This window comes from Variovorax sp. J2P1-31 (assembly GCF_030317215.1).
In the GTDB taxonomy this organism is placed as follows: domain Bacteria; phylum Pseudomonadota; class Gammaproteobacteria; order Burkholderiales; family Burkholderiaceae_C; genus Variovorax.
This window is the reverse complement of sequence record NZ_JASZYA010000001.1, coordinates 1,088,732-1,110,327: the sequence shown is the minus strand read 5'-3', so window position 1 is coordinate 1,110,327 and position 21,596 is coordinate 1,088,732. Positions and strand designations below refer to the sequence as shown.

The following is a 21,596-nucleotide window of genomic DNA, read 5'->3' as shown; positions in this document are numbered from 1 at the left end:
CATGAAAACCATCCCTTCCCTCGCCTTCGCACTGCTCGCCGCTTCGACCGCCCTGGCCCATGCCCAGGCCGCGAAGGACCCCATGGCGTCCATGCAGATGCCGGCGCAGCCCCAGGCCGGGGCCGGCCAGCTGACCGACGCGGTGGTCCAGAAGGTCGACCCGGCGCGCGGCCTGATCGTGCTCAAGCACGGCGACATCCCCAACCTCGCGATGCCCGCGATGACCATGGGCTTCGACGTCGCTGATCAAAAGATGCTCGACCGGGCCAAAGCCGGCGACAAGGTGCGCTTCCACGTCGAGGTCGTGCAGGGCAAGCCGACCGTGACGCATCTCGAAGCGGCGCGCTGAGCCTGCCGGGCCGGCTCAGATCTCGATGCGCACGCCCAGCTCGATCACCCGGCTGGAAGGCAGCTTGAGGAAGTCGGCCACGCTGCCCACGTTGTGCAGCATGGTCGCGAACAAGCGCGCGCGCCACATCGCCATGCCGTGCCCCGGCCTCGGCACCAGCGACGCGCGGCTCAGGAAATAGGAGATCTTGTCCGGCCTGAACACCAGCCCGTGGCGCGCGCAGAGCTCGAGCGCCATCGGGATGTGGACCCGGTCCTTGAAGCCGTACTGCACGCTCAGGTGGAAGCAGTTGGCGCCCAGGTCGGTCAGCGTGATCCGCTCGGCCGCCGGCACGCGCGGGACCTCGTGGTTGACCACCGTGAGGAACACCATGCACTCGTGCAGCACGTGGTTGTGCTCGAGGTTCTTGAGCAGCGCGTGCGGCACGCCCTTGGGGTTGATCGACATGTAGATCGCGGCGCCTTCGACCCGGTCGCTCCGGCTGCCGACCTGCGCCTGGATGAAGGGCCCGAGCGGCGTGGTGCCGGCGCGCTCCCGGGCCTCGCGCTCCATCATCTCGCGGCCCCGGTGCCAGGTGGTCAGCACGATGAACATCACCACGCCGATCGCCAGCGGGAACCATCCGCCCTGCGCGATCTTCAGCAGGTTGGCCGAGAAGAAGGCCACGTCGATGACCAGGAAGAAGCCGGTCGCCAGCACGCACAGCCACCAGTTGTAGCGCCAGGCATAGCGCACCACGAAGAAGGTCAGGCAGGTGGTGATCAGCATCGTGCCGGTGACCGCGATGCCGTAGGCCGAGCCCAGCGCGGTCGAGGAGCCGAAGCCCAGCACCGCCATCACCACGGCCGCCAGCAGCAGCCAGTTGACGGCCGGCACATAGATCTGGCCGGCCTCCGATTCGGAGGTGTAGCGCACCTGCATGCGCGGCAGGAAGCCGAGCTGGATCGCCTGCTTGGTCATCGAGTAGGTGCCCGAGATCACCGCCTGCGAGGCGATCACGGTGGCGGCGGAGGCCAGCAGCACCATCGGCACCAGCGCCCAGGCCGGGAACATCAGGAAGAAGGGGTTGGTCACGGCCGTGGGGTCGGCGATCAGCAGCGCGCCCTGCCCCAGGTAGTTGAGCGCCAGCGCCGGGAACACCAGGCTGAACCAGGACAGCCGCACCGGCATCGCGCCGAAATGGCCCATGTCGGCATAGAGCGCCTCGGCGCCGGTCAGCGCCAGCACCACCGCGCCCAGCGCGACGAAGGCCAGCCAGCCGTGGTGCAGGCAGAAGGCCAGGCCCTCGAGCGGGTTCAGCGCGGCCAGGATGGCCGGCTGCGCCAGCAGATGGGCGACGCCCGCGCCCGCCAGCACCACGAACCACACGACCATGATCGGCCCGAAGATCGCGCCCATGCCCGCGGTGCCGCGCTTCTGCACCAGGAACAGCGGCACCAGCACGGCCAGCGTGATCGGCACCACGTACTGGGCCAGCCCGGGCGCCGCGAGCTCGAGCCCCTCGATCGCGCTGAGCACCGAGATCGCCGGCGTGATCACGCCGTCGCCGTAGAACAGCGAGGCGCCGAACACGCCGATCAGCAACAGCATGCGGCGCAGCCGCGGGCGGTCCGCCACCGAGGACGCGGCCAAGGCCAGCAGCGCCATGATCCCGCCCTCGCCATGGTTGTGGGCCCGCATGATCAGCACCACGTACTTGAGCGAGACCACGATCATCAGCGACCAGAAGATCAGCGACACCACGCCGATCACGTTCGCCGGGTTCAGCGGCATGCCGTTGGCCGGATCGAACAGCGTCTTCAGGGTGTAGAGCGGGCTGGTGCCGATGTCGCCGTAGACCACCCCGATCGCGGCCAGCACCAGGGCCGGTGTCCGCCGCTTGTGATGCAAGGGGCCGGGGGACGGTGCCGCGAGGGATGCCGTGGCCGTTGTCGCTGCGCTGGAGGTGGACGTCATTCTTGGAAGCGCATTGCGCCGGAATGCCCGATGGGGACGACAGGCGCAGTGTGCCACCGGCGGCGCGACGGGCGCTGCTCTTTTGCGTGCAGCCTGCGGCGCGCTGATCGAAGGCAGAATCCGACCCAGACCGAACGTTCATCACGCCGACGCCAGGCGATCCAAGACAAGCCCCCTCCGTCCCGGCCACTGCCGCAGGACAACCCGACCATGCACTCGACCGGAACCCTGCGCGGCATCGCCGCGATGCTGTTGGCTTGCGCCTTCTTCGCCTGCATGGACGCGCTGCTCAAGAACCTGGCCGGGCATTACCCGCCGGTGCAGGTGATGGCCATGCGCGGCCTCACGGCCCTGCCCTTGGTGTGCCTGTACATCGCCTGGCGGCGCGAGGCGGCCGGCGTCTTCAACCGCCGGCTGCGCTGGCGCCTGCATCTGCTGCGCACCGCGCTGAACATGACGATGCTCGTGCTCTTCGTCCATGGCCTGAAGACCCTGGGCCTGGCCGAGGCCTACACCCTCACCTTCATCGCGCCGCTGCTGATGGTGCTGATCGCCGTGCCGATGCTGGGCGAGTCGGTCCAGCCGCGGCACTGGATCGCGATCGGGCTGGGCTTCATCGGGGTCGTGATCGCGCTGCGACCCGAGCAAGGGGCCTTCCTCTCGACCGGTGCCCTGGCGATTCTGGTGGCCGCCGTCTGCTACGCGCTGTCGAACATGCTGGGCCGGCTCATCAGCCGCACCGAATCGAGCGCCGCGCTGGTCTTCTGGACCACGGCAGGCATGGCGGTCTGCGGCAGCCTGCTGTCGGCGCCGCAATGGGTGCCGATCCAGGCCGAGCACACCTGGCTGCTGGCAGGCCTGGCCATCAGCGGCTTCCTGGGCCAGTTGGCCATCGCCGAAGCCTTCCGCCACGGCCAGGCCGCCGCCATCGCGCCCTTCGAGTACAGCGCCCTCGCCTGGGGGCTCCTGCTGGACTGGGTGTTCTGGCAGGCCGCGCCCGATGCCTGGACGCTGGGCGGCGGGGCGTTGATCGTTGCGAGCGGGCTGTGGCTGGCGCGAAGCGAGGCGCCGAGGGCTGCAGGGGAAAAGCGGCAGGTCGGCTGAGCCGGAGCGGGCATGTGCTGCTGCAGCGGGATCAAATGAACCCGGTAACCCTTGGTCGAGTGCAGGACTTGTCAGTTTGCGCGTTTCGCTGCCCGCCAGCCTGCTCCACGTACTCTACAAACCCGTCGAAGGCATCCAACAAGGGCTGGAACCGCGCCGCATCGCCTTCCAATTGGCTCAAGGCGTAGCAGGTCGCCTCCAGCGTGGACAGTTGGTCGGGCCCATGGGCTTTGCGGATACGGTAATGCGAAGGCGGCAAGTTGCGCAGGGCCAAGCGGGGCAACTGCTGCAGTGGCGGGCTTTGGTAGAGCATCTTCCGGCTTTTGCGCCAGGTGCCGTCCAGCACGACCAGGCGCAGGCGCGACTTGGCTTGCGGCCATTCGGGCGGTAGTGGGAGCGGGGCTCGCAGGTCCGGAGCGCTGTCTTGCGGACTGTCCGGGTACAGCAGCAGCGTGTGCTTGTCGTCCACCGGCCAGACCGGCGCGGCAAATGCCTCACCCACCACCAAGCGGCAGTGCGCCAAGCTGAGGTGCAGCAGCCGGGCACTGCCCTTGGCCTGGTGGACCTCCAGCGGGTGCTGCAGCACCAGCACCTCCACCGCGTGGTCGGTGGGCGCGACCCAGCGGCAAATGCAGGCGCTGAGCGGGCGCAGGCACGCGGTGCACTGGGGGCGGGGGACTGAAGCGGCGCACATGGCGGAATTTTATTCAGCGTGCCTGGTTAGACCATGCGTGGAGCGGGATGTCGCTTGGCTTTGGCGCGATGACCGGCAGCTTTGGACAAAGTCGGGGGACCGCTTCGGGCCCGAAGCTGTCCTTCGTAACCTTCGTCTGTGCGTGCATGCGCGCGGTTCTCGACATGCGCTAATTTCTTCGCCTGGCCTTGCGCCACTTCCATGGCGGTAGTGGCTCAGCGCTTGTGCCCTGTGCCACCTAAGCCCCGCCCGCGTTCTTCGTGCTTGCCTCTGAAGCTTCGGGATTAGAGGGTCGGTTTGGTACTGCATGTACGCCCACGCCATCCCGGCGCGCACCTATTCGGCGTTGGCATCCTTCCCGCGACATTCCGCACGCGCCACAGTGCGCCCCATAAAAGTCGATACTCGTTGGGCGCAGGACAGCTTGTTCGCCTGCGCACATTGCGGCAAGCGACTGTGGGCTGCGCTCGCCGAACGCCTGAGCCTTCTCCGGCGCGTCGATTTCTGCCAGCCGCACCTTCACTGGGTATAGCTGGCTGGCTCTCCGCAGCATGCGCGTGTCGCCATCAGAGATTCGGACAACAAGGCAGGTGGAGGAGGATGCGCGGCGGCGGCCGCGCGCCTAGAAGACTAGCCGTTGGATGCGGTCTTACGCTTGCGTTCGAAGGCTGTTCTGGCGTCGAAGACAGCGTCTTCATACAACCGAAGCACGTGCGCCGAAATTACCACCGGATCGCCTAATCCTGCGCCGTTCGCATCGAGCAAATACACAGTACGGTCTTGATTCATGCCGGGAATGTAGATGCGCTTTTCCCTCGCGGTGCCTTCGTTGGCAATCCCGAAAGCACCTTCCGCTGAAAAGACCACTCGCCCCGTAAAGAAAACAGCGGGAGGGCGCATTTGAAATCCGTACTGCATTGCGCTCAGCTGCAGAGGGGAAGGATTTAAATGGTGCTTTTCAGCATTGTTCAGTTCGTGAAAGTACTTTGCGTGAGGGTCCGCCCAGAGCGCCTCTTTCCGTACATCCCACCATTTATCTGCCTGCGGGCTGAGCCTCTTGCAGGTCACTTTGATCGCTTCCTTGAGCGAATAGAACGATGCGAGCAACGCAAAGAACAGCGCTCTGTAAACAGGAAAATTTGGGTGGCGCGAAGCGTCTTTCAGACCGTCATGTAAAAACTGCGCCTGATCCAGCTTCAGGCGAGCATTGATAAACGATCCAGTGAAGACCGGATGGAATTCCCATCCCTCTGACCGAACCTCTGCCGGCGTCAGGATCTTCTTGTTGTCGAGAAGATGGGCTGCTCTCGACAAATAGTGGTCGTTCCAAGAGACTATGCACCTGTCATCAAAGGGATGTTCTCTTGGATAGTCCCAGTACTCATGACTTTCCATTTCCGACTTAAGCTCTTCCAGAAATCTATCTGCAAGCTCGTATCGCTCGAATAGTACGTACCGATCTTTTTCCATCTTGTCTCCTTTTTAAGATTAGCTGCAGCCGCGCGCCGCGCACTGCCGAAGCGGGTCATCGAGCTCTGCCTGCAAGCGCCTCCCCGGGTGTCGCAGCGGCCGAAGCCTCGGTGAAGCCGCTTTCGGCTGCGGTCTTTCACAGCGCCCCATGACGTTGCCCCCCTCAATCCTGCTCGTCGCGTGCCTAGTGCCCGCTCGAGGCGGCAGCCGTTCCGATCGCGACACGGTCTATCGCTTAACCCCGACTTGAGCCAACCCGTCATCGAGTTGCCGCCTCAGAGCAGGTTCAAGAGCAGGAAGGCGGCCGGCGATAGTTCCGAGATCACCGGCGTGGTAGCCGATTACGCAACTGCACAGATAAATCAGCAATTGAGCCGTCTCGGCGGGGTAGCGCGTGACCAAGTCGCTCTCTTTCAAACCGTACAGGACACCGCTGTGCTCAATGCGGACAGGGGGCGAGCGGACAACTAGCGTTACTGCGGTCGGGAACGATTCGCTGAGGTCTGGCAACCACTCGATCATGGCCCGAATTTCGGCCTCCTCCAACTTGACAGGGACAGCCTGCAGACGGCCTTGCCAATAGCGATGCAGCCAAGCGTCCCACAGCTCTTGTCTGGCGGCAGGCTGCAGCTGGCGGAGGCAATGGCCGACATGGGATGTGAACCCGATTCGGTCGTCCACTGAACCGTACTTGAAGAGGGCAGGCAGAAGGTGCGCCGTCGGGTCTGTGACATGAAACACCGCCAAGGCCGCGTAGAACTCGACAAAGCGACGCCGTCGATCCGAGAAATCGACGTTGAATCGTTCCAATGCTCCAATGAAAGCGGACATCAAAGCTTCGACCAACGCCGGATTCAGCCGGCCCCAGACGAGGAAGCCGTCCCATGCTTGACGGAACTTCTGGCGAACCTTGTCGTTGAAGAGCGGAACGATGTGTTGTCGCGTCCAGTCGTCGCTGAGGCTGAACAAGAAGGCAGTCTGACTGGCCAGAAGGGTGCGACCTAAGCCGCCCTTCGATGTGGCGTCCTGAGCCACCACCGTGAACCATTGCCGGTAGTTGTCGGGTAGAGTTCTTTCGGTCCTTCCCTTGCCGTGCATGAACAGCGACAAGCCACTGATCCAGAACTCGACGATCGCGCCGGCCGGCCGGTTGATGGCGCGCGACAGCCAATCGTCAACATCCTCGTCCTCAGCGTTGGATGGGAGAGCCTGCCAGACAGGTAGGGCGATTGCGTTGGCGTCTTCGAGCAGATCAAGGGCGAATGGCTTGCCGCCATCCCTGACGAGCGCGTAAAGCAGATTCGCAATATCGTACGCGTGCGCTTCGCGCAATTCCCGCCTTGACGCAACAGCCAGCAGCCTGCGCCAGCCATCCACCCCCAATTCGGCTTCCTGCAATCCTCTGATCACAGCGGGCCAAAGGTCAGATGGCCACAGCAGCCTCTCGCTCAAAGCCTCCGCGAATTCGAACGCCCAACTTGATTCCTGCTTGCAGGCGTCGCGGACGGTCGCTATCAAGCCGTCCCTGCCTGCCCCGTCGAAGCGGTTACCGTTGAAGTTGAGCAAGTCATCGAGTTGCTCACCGGGGGTGCGAGCCAAAAGCTCTTCAACGGACCAAGGGCTTCGCGACCCTACCCATTCCGCCGAACCCGTCCAATGAGTGAGATCGGGATGGTCGGACGGAACCCAGTGCGGATACTGTGCAGTGATCAGCGCCAGTGCCGCTCCAGCCAGCGGGCAATCCGGCTTCGACTGCAGCAACCATGAGAGCCAGTCGAAATGCGCGCGTGCGGTTCGCATCTCGGCGGATCTGTCATCGCTCGCCGGCAATGTGTGCGCGAGCACGCCGTTCACAATCGCTTGGCGCATCTCTTCACTCGCCGTTCCGAAGCTCAGAAACGCCGCACGGCGAATCTCGTGATGTTCCAAGAAATTGTTCAGATCGACTCGATCCAGAAGCCACCCCAAGCGCTCATCGGCTGACATTTGCGGAAGAACTGTAGTCGCGTGTATCGCCAGTCGCCGTAGCAAGGGGACGTCCGAGGCAATGAGTCTTTCGATCCATGAGTTGGCCAGAGCGGGCGTACTCCCTGCAAGCCATTCGAGAGCATCACGAGCCGCATCGATCAACACGTCAATTGCTTCCGGGTGCCGATCCTGCTCGTGGGCTTCTATCGCTGCCCGGCCATAGCTCACCGAATCCCAATCCTGAGTCGCAATCTCCCAGGCCCTGAGATCGTGATGCATCTCTTCCAGACGTTGGGAGATTCCAGAAAGCAAAGGCTGCGCTATCGAAGCGATTTGAGGCTGCAGATGTTTGGTCCAGACTTCATTCATGGACCAGTGGTCAGCGCGCAGGACGCATTCGGCGTCTATTCCTCGCTGCTCGCCATCTTCCAGCTCATGCCAGACGAATTTAGGTTTGATGTTGAGCCTGTGTTGCCCCATTGAGAAGAATACTTTCAGCGTCAGCCCGAAGAGGCCCTGGTCACCACACCGTTCGGCGAGCCACGACATCACATGATGATCTGCGGCGGTCGGTGCCGTGGCGAGCAAGATCGACACCCAGCGCTTGAGTGCGGGCTCCTCCAGCGGCTTATCTTTCACGACGCCCAGTTCACGGCCGATGGACCACCAAAAATTGGGGTTCAGTCTCATGCCGTGTGTGGCAAGCAAGTCGAAGATCACGTTTGGATGTTCGATAGCAAAATGCTCTGCCAGCCACCATGCTAATAGCTTGTCTCGCTCGCTCAGTTCTGCTGGGGAGAACAGTGCATCGAGATGCTTACGGGCACCTAACCACTTGGGCCATTCAGCGCTTCGTGCGACATTGGTAAAAAAGCGCGTGGTGTGCACCTCACGAAGCGCGTGTTCGACTTCGCCGGTGGCTTCCGCATCGGCCGGGGGCTCTCTCCCCCCGATCTCCGCCATGCGGGTCTGCCAGTCCAAGGCTCCACGCGTCGCGCGCTCAGCGAGCATTTGAACGCCGTCGTAAAGCTCTTGGTAGGCGCTAGGACCATCAACTCGATTGAACCGAACAGGCTTGATGCCAAGGAGGTCCCAGCTTCCATCTTCGTCAGTGAGGGCGAAGCGTCCGACTGCAACCTCGGCGGGCAGCGCGCGGGCGAGATAGTTCATCACCACATCGTTGTGGCTATAGCCCACGAATAGCACCGTGTATCGGCGAAAGACATCCAAGAGGAAGCGTCTAGCCCAACCTTCGGTCAGGTAGGCCCGACCAAAATCCGCGTCAGTCAGGACCAGGTCTCGCGCATGTGGAAGCGCGCCGTGCACATGGACGATGCCGGTAAAGTCGTAGCCCAGAGGCAGGGCCGGAGCGTGATAAACGCGCGGCTCTGAGCCGAACAAGGCGTTGGCTGCTGTTTCGAAGTGTCGATCGAAATTCGTGGTCACGACCCGAACTCTCTCTGCCGTGCGAAATAGACGCAGCAGAGACCAATGCAGAGCATTCGGAGCACTTCCAACAGGAGACAACGATTGGGCCGCGCGCTCGTGTACTGCCACCTTGCGATGCTGCAGAGTTCCCAGAAAGCGGTCGAGTGGCTCTGACTCGGTTGGAGCCAGGCCAGTGCCCAGCGCGATGTCGTTGGCGAGTTTCCAGAAGCTGGCTAGATTGGATGGCGGCCCCATTGAAACCCCGGCACCGGCAAACACGACGAGGTTGTCGTCGCGCAGCGCATCGAGAATGCAGTCGTCAAATTCGAGCGTGCCCAGCCTTGTCATTGTGCGTCTCGCGTTGTACCTGAAGTTGTCGGTTGTTGTGTTGCACCAGAAATCGATACGCCGTCCTGGCGCGCGCGACTATCCAGATGTGCAGCCGTTTGGCGGAACGACGCACGCAGCTAGTTCGATGGGAACCTTGGGGCGAGGCTTGTTGTGGTGCGGGATCGGTGCGGCCTGAATCGCTCATAGGGGCGCATCATGCACTCTGGAATGACCGCTCTACAGCCCCAAGCAGTCGACTAGATTCGCTATCGCGAACTTCCGCAACCAGTCTGAAGCGGACGTCGGGCCCGAGGCGCTGAACGTCCCCTTCTGGCCGAAGCCCATCATCCTATCGTTGGCCGCAAGGCTCCCATCCTTTCAGCCATCACCTACCGCCCATCAACCATCTGCATATATCGCCAGACGCCCCAAACCCCGCCCACTGCAACACCCACCGCAACGCTCCAGCCCACGGAAACACCGACAACGAAGCTCAGGAAAATCATCAACGCCACCGATGCGAGACCGATGGACGTCAACGTGACGAGGTCGAAGCGTGCGATCTCGCCCGCGTCCTCGGAGAATGCGCGCTCGCTGTGGCCGCGCTTGCGGCGCTGTCTTCTGAAGAGCACGACGTCGACGATGAACTCGAAGAGTCCGACGACGACGTCCGTCAGTACGTTGAACATCAAGCCTCCTTTGAATGTCCGCCATTGCCAAAGCAGCCCAGCCCGTGCGCCTGCATGCCGCGAGTGACTTGCAGGGCAGTCGCCTCAGGCATGAACGGCAAGGCACCACCGCCCTCTTCCGCTACCGCTGCGCCACATCCTTGACGATCTCGTCGCAGATGCCCCGGATCTGGCTCTCGGTCATCGGTGCGAAGACACCCTGGATGGCCGATGAGGTCGTCGCGTACTTGCGCGTGCCGGCGAGCGCCGTCCCCGGCAGCTCGGTGAAGAAGACGTCGGCATCGATGTACGCATTGCCGGTCATGATGCCCACGGCGACGCGGGCGCCGCGCGTGATGTAGCGGTAGTCGTTGATGCGGACGGTGACGCGGGTCGAGGGCTGCGTGGCCGATGCGGCCCCCACTGCGGCGGACGCGTCCAGGGGCGCGAGCGTCATGCCCGCGGCTTTGGTCGCCTCTTCCATGCCGATGCGCCATTCGTTGCGAAACTGCTCCCAGTCCTTCGATGCGGCCAACGCCTTGCTGCCCTGGACCTCCAGCGTGATGCGCTTGGCCGCGACCGGCGAGATCGCGAGTTGCTTGTCGACACTGCCCTGGCGCTGCACGTTGGCGGCACAGCCGGTGAGCACCAGAACGGCGGACAGGAACAGCAGCTTGAGCGCAGAGAACATGGAATCGAGGCTTTCATTGAGAGAACAGGGGGAAAGACACCGCGGTGCCTGCGGACCGACCCCGGCCCTGAGAGCGCCGCGCGTCGATCCTTACAATTTGACACCAGGTCTCGCCGCATTCGGCGCCGCGAGGCGCAAAAAATTGCGCGAGTGCGGTACGCGATCACACCCCCCATGTGACGCATCGACGCCCGGATTTCTTGCGGATACGCAAAAAGTCAGGGTAACCGCGTTAACCTCCAAGGCTTTTCATCAGGAGTGATTTCATGAGCGTTTACGACAAGCTTTCCCAACTCGGCATCTCCCTGCCCCCCGTGGCCACGCCCGCTGCCGCCTATGTGCCCTTCGTGCAGACCGGCAAGCTGGTCTTCCTCTCGGGCCACATCGCCAAGAAGGACGGCAAGTCCTGGGTCGGCCAGCTCGGCGCGGACATCACGACGGAAGAAGGCAAGAAGGCCGCGCGCGCCATTGCCATCGACCTGCTGGGCACGCTGCACGCGGCCGTCGGCGACCTGAACAAGGTCGTGCGCATCGTCAAGGTGATGAGCCTGGTCAACTCGACCGGCAGCTTCACCGAACAGCACCTGGTGACCAACGGCGCGAGCGAACTCTTCGCCGAAGTCTTCGGCCCGGAAAAGGGCGCGCATGCACGCAGCGCCTTCGGCGTGGCACAGATCCCCACGGGTGCCTGCGTCGAGATCGAACTGATCGCCGAGATCGCCTGATCCGGACCCGCGCCCGGCCTGCCGCTGGTGCAGGCTAGCGGCGCTTCCAGCTCGAGACGGTGATGAACACACCGGTCTCCTGCGCATCGCGCAGCCGCACGCTGTAGCGGCCGGCGCCATCGGTGCCGTTGAACACCACCTCGCGGCCGCTCTGCTCCAGCCTCGCGCCGTGGGTGAGCGCACGGTAGGCCTCGAACACGGTGTCGAGCGCGGCATAGCTGCGCAGCGTCACCTCGGCATCGGGGAGCTGCGGCTCGTCGCGTTGCGCGCGCTCGTAGGCCGTGCGCATCGGCTGGCCCGCCAGGCCCTTCGGCCGCACGATCTTGCCGGCGCTGGCGGTGCTGTTCACTTCGGCCGTCTGCAGCAGCAGGGGCCGCAGCGAGGCCGGGAATCCCGGCGGCAGTTCGTCGTCGCGCCAGCCCGGCGTCGTCGGCTGGCCCGTGAGGTACTCGACCGTCGCGATCTTCTGCGCGTCCGCCGCCACCGCCGGATCGTCGCTCTCGGCCATCAGCGCCAGGCCGTCGGGCAGCGTCTTCGCCCAAACGACCAGCGGATCGGCATCGGCCTGCTTCGCGCCGGCGGGCTGGAAGATCGACAGCACGGCCTGCGGGGCCGGGTTGCACGCCTTGCGGTCGTCGCTCTTCGCCGGGGCCCGGCAGTGCCCGTTGACCAGGCCCAGCGCCAGCAGGCGCCCTTCCCCATCGAGCAGCATGGCCGCGCGCTCCTCGCCATGGTCGCCGCCGTCGATGGACGCGATGACCGTGCGGCCATCGGGCCAGACGGTGCGCGTGATGTCGTGGCGCGAGCGCATGCCGGCGAGCACCTGGCTCGCGATCAGCCCATCGACCTCGTTGAAGCTGCCGCGCGCGTAGCCGACCATCTCGATCACCGCGCTGCGGACCTTCGGCTGCTCGCTGAGCCGCAGGCGCGGCGCGGGCACCGCCGTGGTGACGGGGGCCGCCGCTTGGGGCATCGGTGCCTGCGCTGCGGCACCCCCATGGAAGCCCGAGAGCACGAGAACGAGGAAGGCCGAGGGAAGCGAAGGAAAACGAAGATGCATGCGAGGCGCCGGGAGAGTGATGCGTCCGGCGCGCGCGTGTCGTGCCGGATCAGGGGAGCGGATTCTAGAAGCCGGCCTCGCGGCGACTGCAGGGCGCGCCGCATGCAGGCCCTTCGGCATACTCGTGCCACCGTCCTTTCTTTCGAATGGAAGCACCGTTGAACACCCCCACCCTTCGCCCCGCGATCGACTGGCCGGGCCTGCTGCAGGCCGCGCCCTATTTCACGTCCGCGATCATGGACACGCTGTCGCCGGAGCAGGCGCCCGAGGCCGCGCCGCTGGTGCGCGCCGCCTACTTCTACGACCTGTTCGACGGCCAGGTCTCGAACGGCGGCGTGATGCAGTACTTCTACAACCTCGCGCTGTCGACACCCGGCTTCGCGCAGGTGCCCGCCTTCATCGCGCAGAACCCGCACCTGGCGCAGGCCCAGCCCTTCGTCGAGGCGGTGCATGCGGCCTGGGCCGAGGTGGCGCCCGCGGTCGCGTCGGCGCGCGACAGCGACGAGTGGCCGGAGGCGCTGTTCTCCAGCCACCGGGCGCGCTTCGAGGCGCTGGAGAAGGACTTCTACGCCGTCAACCACACGATCTCGCAACGGCTGTGCGCGGCCATCGTGCAGTCGCCGCACGACTACTTCGAGATCGCGGCCGTGCCCGGCCTGCCCGAGCGCGGCGTGGCGCACATCGCGCTCAAGGACGGCACGCACCGGCTGCGCTTCGAGGACGGCTTTCCGATCGGGCCCAACCTGCTCGAGCGCAGCGATGGCGACTGCGACGTGGTCTGGTTCTCGCGCGACCGCCAGCTGCTGCAGACCGAGAACGGCTACGGCGGCACGCGCACCCGCCACTGGCTGCACTACCCGAGCCAGGCCAGCGGCACCTGGCGCCTCAAGGGCGGCAAGCTGCAGTCGCACGAAGGCACGCGTGCCCTGTGGCGCAAGCACGGCCTGCGCGAATCCATGCATGCCAACGGCGCGCCCAAGACGGCCTCGCTGTTCCGCGACAACCAGTCGCTGGGCGACGAACACTTCTTCGCCGACGGCACGCTGCAGCTGCGCCACGAGAAGCGCGCCGACGGCGAGCACCGCAGCCGCTACTGGCCCGGCGGTGCGCTCAACACCGAAAGCATCTACGACGAGAAGAAGCGCCGCGAACGCTATCTGAGGGTGCTCGACCGCGACGGCCAGCCGCTGGCACCCGAGGGCACGGGCCGGCTGCACCAGTTCCTCACCATCGAGAAGGGCGAGCACCGCTGGCGCGAAGGCGCGCTGGTCGACGGCTACCTCGAAGGCCCCGTGCGCTGGATGAAGGGCAAGGCCGACGGCAGTGGGGCCACCGAGGTCAGCCGTGCCGTCTACCGCCAGGGGGTCGAGCGATGAGTGCGTCCGGCCGCTGGGCCTGAGGCACCACGGCAGCGCGCCCTCGCCCTCTCCCCTGATTGCAGCGCGCTACGTCGCCGAGAGGTTCGACCATTCGATGTCGATCTCCGCATCGAGCCGCAGCGCGGTCGGGTGCAGGGCCTCGACGTCGTCGCCGCTGAGGCTGAGATAGCGCCGCCCGGCCGGGGCGAAGGCGCGCAGCAGTTCCGGCACCGCGCGCGGCGCGCGCGTGACGGCCAGGATCGCGCCCTGCGTCGGCGCCAGCAGCGCATCGAAGCGGCTGAGCACACGAGCGCTCTCGCCGCGACGCCAGCGCCCTTCGGCATCGATGCCGTCCTGCGCCATCGCGGCCCAGTCGTCGATGCGCCACAGGTCGGCGCCGATGCCGTGCGAACGCGCGAGCACGGCGGCCACCGCCAACGCCAGCTCGACGACCTCGGCACCGCAGACCCACTGCATGCGCCGCCCCGGCCCGGTCGCGCGCTGCAGCAGCTTCATGCCCTTCCCTTCGCCTCAGCCATTGCGGAACAGGAAGCTGTAGGCGTTGAGCGCCGGCACGCCGCCCAGGTGCGCATACAGCACCTTCGAGCCCGGCGGAAACTCGCCGAGCCGCACCTTCTCGATCATGCCGTGCATCGACTTGCCCTCGTAGACCGGGTCGGTGAGCATGGCCTCCAGCCTGGCACTCAAGCGGATGGCTTCGAGCGTGCCTTCGTTGGGCAGGCCGTACTCCGGTCCGCCGAAGCGGGTGTCGAGCACGACGTCCTGCGCCGTGATGTCGCGATCGAGCTCGACCAGCTGCGCCGTGTTCTTCGCGATGCGCAGGATCTGCTCATGGGTCTTCTGCGGCTTGGCCGAGGCGTCGATGCCGATCACGCGGTCGGCGCGGCCATCGGCCGCGAAGCCCACGACCATGCCGGCCTGGGTGCTGCCCGTCACCGCGCAGACCACGATGTAGTCGAAGCGGAAGCCGAGCTCGGCCTCCTGCTGCCGCACCTCTTCGGCAAAGCCCACGAAGCCGAGCCCGCCCTTGGGATGCTCCGAGCAGCCCGCGGGAATCGGGAAGGGCTTGCCGCCGGCCTGGCGCACGCTCTCCATCGCGTCTTCCCAGCTCTTGCGGATGCCGATGTCGAAGCCCGCGGCATCCAGCCGGACGTCGGCGCCCATGATGCGCGACATCTCGATGTTGCCGACCCGGTCGTACACCGCGTCGGAATAGTTGACCCAGTTCTCCTGGACCAGCACGCACTTCAGTCCCAGGTGCGCGGCCACCGCCGCCACCTGCCGCGTCTGGTTCGACTGGATGCCGCCGATCGACACGAGCGTGTCGTAGCCGCCTTCGAGCGCCTCGGGAATCAGGTACTCGAGCTTGCGCGTCTTGTTGCCGCCGAAGGCCAGGCCGCTGTTGCAGTCCTCGCGCTTGGCATAGAGCTCGACCTTGCCGCCCAGATGCGCGCTCAGGCGCTTGAGCGGCTGGATGGGCGTCGGCCCGAAGGTCAGCGGATAGCGGGGGAATTTCTTCAGATTCATGGGCGGTGCTCCTGTGTGCGTGATCGGCGGGATGTGGTGCATCGATCTTAGGAATGGAGCCGCGACACAGGGTTGCGAAATAGTGCTTGTTCACGGAATGAAGGCGCCCTCAGAATCCATTCATCCTTTGGAAATTTCGAGAAACCCCTGATGAGCACAACAAAACGCCGTTCCGCGAGCGTCGCGCCCGCCCCTTCGCCGAAGGGCGAGCTCGACCGCATCGACCGCGCCATCCTGCGCGCCCTGCAGCGCGACGCATCGGTCTCCAACATCGCGCTGGCGGCCAAGGTGAACCTCAGCGCGCCGGCCTGCCTGCGCCGCGTCGAGCGGCTCAAGGCCATGGGCATGATCCGCGGCATCGTGGCCCTGCTGGAGCCGCGCGCCCTCGACGCCGGCATGCTGGTGATGATCGGCGTGGTGCTCGACCGCTCCACGCCCGAGTCCTTCGCCGACTTCGAGAAGGCGGTGCACAAGGTCTCGGGCTGCCTCGAATGCCATGTCGTGACGGGCGAGTTCGACTACTTCATGCTGCTGCGCACGCGCGACCACGAGAGCTTCAACCGGCTGCACGCCGAGCAGCTGCTCTACCTGCCGGGCGTGCGGCAGATCCGCAGCTTCATGGTGCTGAAGGAAGTGCTGTCGACGACGCAGTTGAGTGTCTAAGCCAAGGCCACCACGTTCGCATCGGCCTGCGAGGTCTCGCCAGGATGGCGCTGTGGCATGCTGCATGCCGGCGGCGTCGGGCCGCCACGCGACGGCCGAAGCCTTTCTCCCCACGCCCGAGGAGCCCCGGTGTTCTCCCACATCTTTGTCAGCGTCAGCGATTTCGAGCGCGCCTTGCGCTTCTACAGCCCGGTGATGGACAGCCTCGGCCTCGCGCTGCGCTTCTGCGAGCGGGACAGGCCCTGGGCCGGCTGGCACAGTGCCGGCGGAACGCGCCCCTTCTTCGTGATCTGCACGCCCCACGACGGCCAGCCGCATCACCCCGGCAACGGGCAGATGGTCGCGTTCGCCGCGGCCTCCAGGCAGATGGTTCGAAGCGCACACCGAACCGCGCTGGAGAATGGCGGCACCTGCGAGGGCCCGCCCGGCCTGCGTCCCCAGTACCACGAGCACTACGACGGCGCGTACTTCCGAGATCCGGACGGGAACAAGCTGTGTGTCGCCTGCCATGGCCCGATGGCCGATGGTGCATGAGGACGACGCAGCAGGCCGGATCGACTGTGGCGCCGCCTGGGTTACCTTAGCGCCATGAGAACCTCCCCGCGACTCTGGGCCGCCGCCGCTCTTGCCCTGTGCTCACCCGCCGCCCTCGCCGACCCGCATGGCCTGCTCACGCTGGTGGTCGGCGTGCCGCTGCTGCTGGTCGCGTCGGTCGTGCTGGGCATCCTGCTGATCCTGCGCCCCGGCGCGCCCGTCCGGATCGTGTCGATCGTGCTGTTCGCGCCCACGCTGGCCTACAGCCTGTACGTCGCGCTGGACGCACTCACCCTGTTCACGGACATCGGCTCGGAGAATTCGATGATCGGCTTCGCCTTCTTCGGGCTGCTGGCGCTGGCCTGCCTTCTGTTCTTCCTGATCGTTCGCAGAAGGCCCGTCGCCGGCGGATGAAGCGCCAGGCAGGCCGGCCCGCTCAGGCCGCGCCGTCCCGCCGCGACGACCCCCGCGTCACCAGCTCGCCCGGCAGCAGCAGCACGCGCGGCGGCAGATCGAGGCCGCGCAGGCGCTCGATCAGGCAGTTGGCGGCGCCGCGGCCGATCTCGGCCGTGGGTTGCGCGATGGTGCTCAGGCCCGGCCCGACCAGCGGCGACCATTCGGCCTCGTCGAAGCCGACGAAACCCAGGTCCTCGCCGAACTGCCAGTCCAGCCCGGCCACGGCCGCGGCCACGCGCAGGGTGACCACCGCGTTGCCCGAGATCACGGCCGGCGCACGCCGAGCACGCCGGGCCCGCTGGCGCAGGGCGCGCAGCGCGGCCTCGAGGCCGGCGCTGTCGCCCTCCTCGCTCTCGAACACCTCGCCCTTCACGCCCGGCGCATGCGCGGCCATGCAGTCGCCGAAGGCATTCGTACGCTCGCGCCGCGTGCTCACGCCCTTCTGCGGCTCGGTGATGTAGAGGAACTCGCGGTAGCCGCCGGCCAGCAGGTGTTCGCAGGCCAGCGCCATCGCGCCCGGGTTGTCGAGCGACACGAAGTCGGCCTGCATGCCCGCATGGCGTCGGTCGACCAGCACCGCCGGCTTGCCGTGCAGCGCCACCGCGTCGACGGTGCTGGCGCCGCGGCCCAGCGTGTTGAGGATGAAGCCGTCGACCTGGTAGCTGGCCAGCGCATCGATGGCCTCGCGCTCGCGGCCGCTCTCGTTGCCGAGGTTGAACAGCATCACCAGGTAGCCCGCGTCCTGGCAGGCCTTCTCGGCGCCGCGCAGCACGGCCACCGAATAGGGGTTGGTGATGTCGGCCACGATCAGGCCGATCAGCCGCGTGCTGCCGCGGCTCAGGGCCTGGGCCATGGGGCTGGGCGAATAGCCGAGCGCGGCGATCGCGGTCTCCACGCGCGCCGCGATGTCGGGGCTCAGCAGTCGCTCGCGGTGGTTGAAGAAGCGCGAGACCGTGGCCTTCGACACGCCGGCCGCCGCCGCCACGTCGGCGATGGTGGCCCGCTGGCCCGCGGGCTTCTGGCGCGGTGCCCGGGTGCTCACGCCGAGGCCGTGTCGAAGACGGCGCCCGGCCTCTGGCCGGCCAGCGCCTGCAGCAGGTTGGTGGTCGCCAGCTCGGCCATCGCATGGCGGGTCTCGTGCGTGGCCGAGCCGATGTGCGGCAGCGGCGTCACGCGCGCATGGGTGCGCAATGCCGAATCGAGCGGCAGCGGCTCGGTCGCGAACACGTCGAGCCCGGCCGCGTGCAGGTGGCCGCTGTCGAGCGCGGCCAGCAGCGCGGCCTCGTTCACCGTGGCACCGCGGCCGCCGTTGATGAAGATCGCACCCGGCTTCATGGCGCCGAAGACCTCGGCGTCGATCATGCCGCGCGTGGCATCGGACAGGGGCAGCATCGCGACCACGAAGTCGGCGCGCGCGAGCAGCTCGTTCAGCGGCGTGTGCAGCGCATGGCCCTGCAGTTCGGGCGCCTGCGCCGCGAGGTCGACCGCACGGCGTGCGTGGTAGAGCACCGGCATGCCGAAGCCCAGGGCCGCGCGGCGCGCGATGGCCTGGCCGATGCGGCCGAAGCCCAGCAGGCCCAGCGTCTTGCCGTGCACGTCGGTGCCGAACAGCTCGGGGCCGATGTTCCTGGTCCATTGCCCTTCGCGCACCAGGTTCGACAGCTCGACCACGCGACGGCTGGTCGCCATCAGCAAGGCGAACATGGTGTCGGCCACGGTCTCGTCGAGCACGCCGGGCGTGTGGCACAGCAGGATGCCGCGCCGGTGCAGTTCGGCCAGCGCGAAGTTGTCGACGCCCACCGACACGCTCGAGATCACCTCGAGCTTGGGTGCGCGATCGAGCAGCGCCGCGTCGACCGGCCAGCTCGAACCGATCAGCGCCTGCGCCTCGGGCAGCGCGGCATCGAAGGCCGCGCGCTGGGCCGCCACCTTCGGGTTGGCCACGGTCACGTCGTGCACGGCCTGCAGCCGCGCGAGCTGGTCCTCGGGCAGTTCGCGGAACACCAGCACCTTCTTGCGCATTGCAGCGGTCATCCCAGCTTCGCCTCGTCGAGTTGGGCCCGCGTCGGCAGGCCTTCGGTGTCACCCAGCACCTGGACCGCGCGCGCGCCGATCCAGCTGCCGCGGCGCACCGCGTCGGGCACGCTGCGGCCTTCGAGCAGAGCGCTGATCACGCCGGCCGCGAAGCCGTCGCCCGCGCCCACGGTGTCGATCACTTCCTCGACCGGGAAGCCCGCCACGCGGCCGGTGCCGGCCACGTCGCTGTCGTAGTAGGCGCCCTCGGCGCCCAGCTTCACCACCACCAGCTTCGCGCCGAGTTGGCGATAAAAAGCCGCGATGCCTTCGGGCGTGCTTTGGCCGGTGAGCAGCAGGCCCTCCTCGATGCCGGGCAGCACCCAGTCGGCGCGCGAGGCCAGGTCGTTGATGGCGCTGCGCATGGCCTCGGTCGAGGCCCACAGCGTGGGGCGCAGGTTGGGGTCGAAGGAGATGGTGCGGCCCGCGGCGCGCATCGTGTCCATGGCCTTGATCGCGGCCGGCAGCGTGGTCGCGGAGATGGCGGCGAACACGCCGGTGGCGTGCAGGTGGCGCGCGGAGGTGAGCCAGGGCACGTCGATGTCGTCGGCCGTCATCTGGCTCGCGGCCGAACCCTTGCGGTGGTATTCGACCGGCGGGTCGCTGCCGTCGGTGACGCGGCCCTTGAACTGGAAGCCGGTCTTCTGTGACGCGTCGCAGATCACGTGGCTGCAGTCGATGCCCTCGCCCTTCATGGTCGCGATCAGGTAGCGGCCCATCGAATCGGTGCCGAGCCGGCTGGCCCAGCCCACCTTCAGGCCCAGGCGCGACAGGCCGATGGCCACGTTGGTCTCGGCGCCGGCGGTGCGCTTGTGGAAGGACTGCGCGTCTTCCAGCGGGCCCGGCCGGTCGGCCACCAGCAGCAGCATGGCTTCGCCGAACAGGGCGACGTCGAAGGCGGTATCGGTCATGGCAAGGCGCGGGCGGCGCGGATGAAGTCGATCTGGGTGCGCGTGACGGCCAGCAGGTCGTCGCCGATCAGCGGGTATTCGATGGCGTGCGGCACGTCGGCCGGCAGCGCGCGCAGCACGGCGCGCCAGGGGGCCGAGGAATCGGCCAGCGGCACCGCGACCCACTTGGCCGGCAGCCGCTGCACGCCCTTGCAGTGCACATAGCGCACGCGGTGGCCCAGGGCCTTGGCGGCTTCGAGCGGGCATTCGCCCAGCCAGTGCCAGTTGCCCATATCGAACGTCATGCCCAGGTTCAGCCCGGCACGGTCGGCCACGTCGAAGAAAGTCAGCAGTGCGGGCAAGGTGCCCGCCGAGACGGTCTGGTCGTTCTCGATCAAGAGCTCGATGCGGGTCTCGGACAGTTGGGTCTTCAGGCCCCACAGCGAACCGTGCGAGCTGGTGCGGAAGTCGCCGATGGCCATCTTCAGGCGCCTGGCGCCGAGCGTGGTCGCGGCCGCGATGCCGCGCGCCAGCGCCGCGCTGTCGAGCCAGCCGCCTTCGGCCCACAGGCCCTCGGGGCTGCTGTAGACCGAGGCATGGCCCGCGAGCGCGGGCAGTTCGGCGTCGGGGTTGCGCAGCAGCTCGCCGCGCACCTCGACCGAATCGGCACCCGCGGCGCGCGCGAGTTCGGAACACCAGAGCTGGCCGTGCCGGCCCACCTCGGCCGCGCCGAAGGACGACAGCGAGATCAGTACGGGAATCGAGGCCATCAGTGCGCCTGGTGCGAGGAAAGGATCTGACCCAGGAATTGCTTGGTCTTGTCGTTCTTCGGGTTGCTGAAGAACTCGGCCGGCGGCGCCTGTTCGACGATCTTGCCGTCGGCCATGAAGATCACGCGGTCGGCCACACTGCGGGCGAAGCCCATCTCGTGCGTCACGCACAGCATGGTCATGCCGTCTTCGGCCAGGCCGATCATGGTGTCGAGCACTTCCTTGACCATCTCGGGATCGAGGGCCGAGGTGGGCTCGTCGAACAGCATGATCTTGGGCGACATGCACAGCGCGCGTGCGATCGCCACGCGCTGCTGCTGGCCGCCCGACAGCTGGCTCGGGTACTTCTTGGCCTGCTCGGGAATGCGCACGCGGGTGAGGTACTTCATCGCCACCTCTTCCGCCTGCTCCTTCGACAGGCCGCGCGAGCGCATCGGCGCCAGCGTGCAGTTCTCGAGGATGGTCAGGTGCGGGAACAGGTTGAACTGCTGGAACACCATGCCGACTTCGGCGCGCACCGCATCGACGTTCTTGCCACCGGCCGTGAGCTCGATGCCGTCGACCACGATGCGGCCCTGCTGCACCGTCTCGAGGCGGTTGATGCAGCGGATCAGCGTCGACTTGCCCGAGCCCGAAGGCCCGCAGATCACGATGCGTTCGCCCGCGCGCACGCTCAGGTCGATGCCGGTCAGCACCTGGAATTCGCCGTACCACTTGTTCACCGCTTCCATGCGGATGATCGGCTCGGTGCCGGCAGGGGTCGTGACTGCGTCGGTCATATTTTCTCGTTCCAAAGTTTCTTCATCGAATGCGCACATCGGCTTTCGCGTGGGACACCGCGGAACCGGCTTTGCCGGGCCG

22 protein-coding genes are annotated in these 21,596 nt (G+C 66.5%); 7 read left to right on the top strand and 15 right to left on the bottom strand.

Features of this window, described 5'->3' with window-relative positions:
- Position 1: 1 nt before the first annotated feature.
- Positions 2–349 carry a copper-binding protein gene (locus tag QTI20_RS05135; RefSeq protein WP_286549625.1) on the top strand — a complete coding sequence of 116 codons (348 nt, stop codon included), beginning with the start codon at positions 2–4 and terminating at the stop codon, positions 347–349.
- A gap of 15 nt (positions 350–364) precedes the next feature.
- Here the strand turns inward: QTI20_RS05135 and QTI20_RS05130 are convergent, their stop codons facing one another.
- A complete protein-coding gene (locus QTI20_RS05130) occupies positions 365–2,305 on the bottom strand; it encodes a potassium transporter Kup (RefSeq protein WP_286549627.1) in 1,941 nt (646 codons plus the stop codon).
- Between the two features lie 210 nt (positions 2,306–2,515).
- On the opposite strand from QTI20_RS05130, the gene QTI20_RS05125 reads away from it, so the two are divergent.
- Entirely contained in the window at positions 2,516–3,409 is an 894-nt protein-coding gene (locus QTI20_RS05125; RefSeq protein WP_286549628.1) for a DMT family transporter, read from the top strand.
- A gap of 31 nt (positions 3,410–3,440) precedes the next feature.
- Here QTI20_RS05125 and QTI20_RS05120 read toward each other — a convergent pair whose 3' ends face one another.
- From QTI20_RS05120 to QTI20_RS05095, 6 genes are all read right to left on the bottom strand, one after another.
- Positions 3,441–4,103, bottom strand: coding sequence for a tRNA-uridine aminocarboxypropyltransferase (locus QTI20_RS05120; RefSeq protein WP_286549630.1), 663 nt, complete (start codon positions 4,101–4,103; stop codon positions 3,441–3,443).
- A gap of 238 nt (positions 4,104–4,341) precedes the next feature.
- Complete coding sequence (locus tag QTI20_RS05115; RefSeq protein WP_286549631.1) at positions 4,342–4,656, bottom strand: thermonuclease family protein; 315 nt, start codon at positions 4,654–4,656, stop codon at positions 4,342–4,344.
- A gap of 77 nt (positions 4,657–4,733) precedes the next feature.
- A complete protein-coding gene (locus tag QTI20_RS05110; protein WP_286549633.1) occupies positions 4,734–5,573 on the bottom strand; it encodes a hypothetical protein in 840 nt (279 codons plus the stop codon).
- Between the two features lie 228 nt (positions 5,574–5,801).
- Complete coding sequence (locus QTI20_RS05105) at positions 5,802–9,317, bottom strand: DUF4020 domain-containing protein (protein WP_286549635.1); 3,516 nt, start codon at positions 9,315–9,317, stop codon at positions 5,802–5,804.
- A 371-nt stretch (positions 9,318–9,688) separates the two neighbouring features.
- Positions 9,689–9,988, bottom strand: a complete 300-nt coding sequence (locus QTI20_RS05100; RefSeq protein WP_286549637.1) for a hypothetical protein — start codon at positions 9,986–9,988, stop codon at positions 9,689–9,691.
- 121 nt (positions 9,989–10,109) lie between these two features.
- Positions 10,110–10,658 carry a hypothetical protein gene (locus tag QTI20_RS05095; RefSeq protein WP_286549640.1) on the bottom strand — a complete coding sequence of 183 codons (549 nt, stop codon included), beginning with the start codon at positions 10,656–10,658 and terminating at the stop codon, positions 10,110–10,112.
- Positions 10,659–10,924: 266 nt separating this feature from the next.
- Between QTI20_RS05095 and QTI20_RS05090 the strand changes: the two genes are divergently transcribed.
- Positions 10,925–11,383, top strand: coding sequence for a RidA family protein (locus QTI20_RS05090; RefSeq protein ID WP_183027728.1), 459 nt, complete (start codon positions 10,925–10,927; stop codon positions 11,381–11,383).
- A 34-nt stretch (positions 11,384–11,417) separates the two neighbouring features.
- Here the strand turns inward: QTI20_RS05090 and QTI20_RS05085 are convergent, their stop codons facing one another.
- The gene (locus QTI20_RS05085) at positions 11,418–12,443 is read right to left on the bottom strand and encodes a hypothetical protein (protein WP_286549641.1); all 1,026 of its coding nucleotides are present in this window, start codon (positions 12,441–12,443) and stop codon (positions 11,418–11,420) included.
- Between the two features lie 158 nt (positions 12,444–12,601).
- Here QTI20_RS05085 and QTI20_RS05080 point away from each other — a divergent pair, with 158 nt between their 5' ends.
- The gene (locus QTI20_RS05080) at positions 12,602–13,819 is read left to right on the top strand and encodes a DMP19 family protein (RefSeq protein WP_286549642.1); all 1,218 of its coding nucleotides are present in this window, start codon (positions 12,602–12,604) and stop codon (positions 13,817–13,819) included.
- A gap of 69 nt (positions 13,820–13,888) precedes the next feature.
- Here the strand turns inward: QTI20_RS05080 and QTI20_RS05075 are convergent, their stop codons facing one another.
- Both QTI20_RS05075 and QTI20_RS05070 read right to left on the bottom strand, forming a co-directional pair.
- Positions 13,889–14,317 carry a hypothetical protein gene (locus QTI20_RS05075; RefSeq protein ID WP_286549643.1) on the bottom strand — a complete coding sequence of 143 codons (429 nt, stop codon included), beginning with the start codon at positions 14,315–14,317 and terminating at the stop codon, positions 13,889–13,891.
- Between the two features lie 15 nt (positions 14,318–14,332).
- Complete coding sequence (locus QTI20_RS05070; RefSeq protein ID WP_286549644.1) at positions 14,333–15,349, bottom strand: 1-aminocyclopropane-1-carboxylate deaminase; 1,017 nt, start codon at positions 15,347–15,349, stop codon at positions 14,333–14,335.
- A gap of 150 nt (positions 15,350–15,499) precedes the next feature.
- On the opposite strand from QTI20_RS05070, the gene QTI20_RS05065 reads away from it, so the two are divergent.
- From QTI20_RS05065 to QTI20_RS05055, 3 genes are all read left to right on the top strand, one after another.
- The gene (locus QTI20_RS05065) at positions 15,500–16,012 is read left to right on the top strand and encodes an Lrp/AsnC family transcriptional regulator (protein ID WP_286549645.1); all 513 of its coding nucleotides are present in this window, start codon (positions 15,500–15,502) and stop codon (positions 16,010–16,012) included.
- Between the two features lie 129 nt (positions 16,013–16,141).
- The gene (locus tag QTI20_RS05060; protein ID WP_286549647.1) at positions 16,142–16,546 is read left to right on the top strand and encodes a VOC family protein; all 405 of its coding nucleotides are present in this window, start codon (positions 16,142–16,144) and stop codon (positions 16,544–16,546) included.
- A 54-nt stretch (positions 16,547–16,600) separates the two neighbouring features.
- A complete protein-coding gene (locus QTI20_RS05055) occupies positions 16,601–16,960 on the top strand; it encodes a hypothetical protein (protein ID WP_286549649.1) in 360 nt (119 codons plus the stop codon).
- Between the two features lie 22 nt (positions 16,961–16,982).
- Here the strand turns inward: QTI20_RS05055 and QTI20_RS05050 are convergent, their stop codons facing one another.
- Genes QTI20_RS05050 through QTI20_RS05030 form a run of 5 tightly spaced genes read right to left on the bottom strand, consistent with a single transcriptional unit; the run spans position 16,983 to position 21,514 of the window.
- Positions 16,983–18,044 (bottom strand): LacI family DNA-binding transcriptional regulator, encoded by a 1,062-nt coding sequence (locus QTI20_RS05050; protein ID WP_286549650.1) that lies wholly within the window; start codon positions 18,042–18,044, stop codon positions 16,983–16,985.
- Positions 18,041–19,036 carry a 2-hydroxyacid dehydrogenase gene (locus QTI20_RS05045; RefSeq protein ID WP_286549652.1) on the bottom strand — a complete coding sequence of 332 codons (996 nt, stop codon included), beginning with the start codon at positions 19,034–19,036 and terminating at the stop codon, positions 18,041–18,043. Before QTI20_RS05045 ends, QTI20_RS05050 begins: the two co-directional genes overlap by 4 nt.
- On the bottom strand, positions 19,033–19,986 hold the full coding sequence (locus QTI20_RS05040; protein WP_286549653.1) for a sugar kinase: 954 nt from the start codon (positions 19,984–19,986) through the stop codon (positions 19,033–19,035). The genes QTI20_RS05045 and QTI20_RS05040 overlap by 4 nt, the downstream gene beginning before the upstream one ends.
- A complete protein-coding gene (locus tag QTI20_RS05035; RefSeq protein ID WP_286549654.1) occupies positions 19,983–20,735 on the bottom strand; it encodes a sugar phosphate isomerase/epimerase family protein in 753 nt (250 codons plus the stop codon). The genes QTI20_RS05040 and QTI20_RS05035 overlap by 4 nt, the downstream gene beginning before the upstream one ends.
- Positions 20,735–21,514, bottom strand: coding sequence for an amino acid ABC transporter ATP-binding protein (locus tag QTI20_RS05030; protein WP_286549656.1), 780 nt, complete (start codon positions 21,512–21,514; stop codon positions 20,735–20,737). Before QTI20_RS05030 ends, QTI20_RS05035 begins: the two co-directional genes overlap by 1 nt.
- Positions 21,515–21,596: the final 82 nt, after the last annotated feature.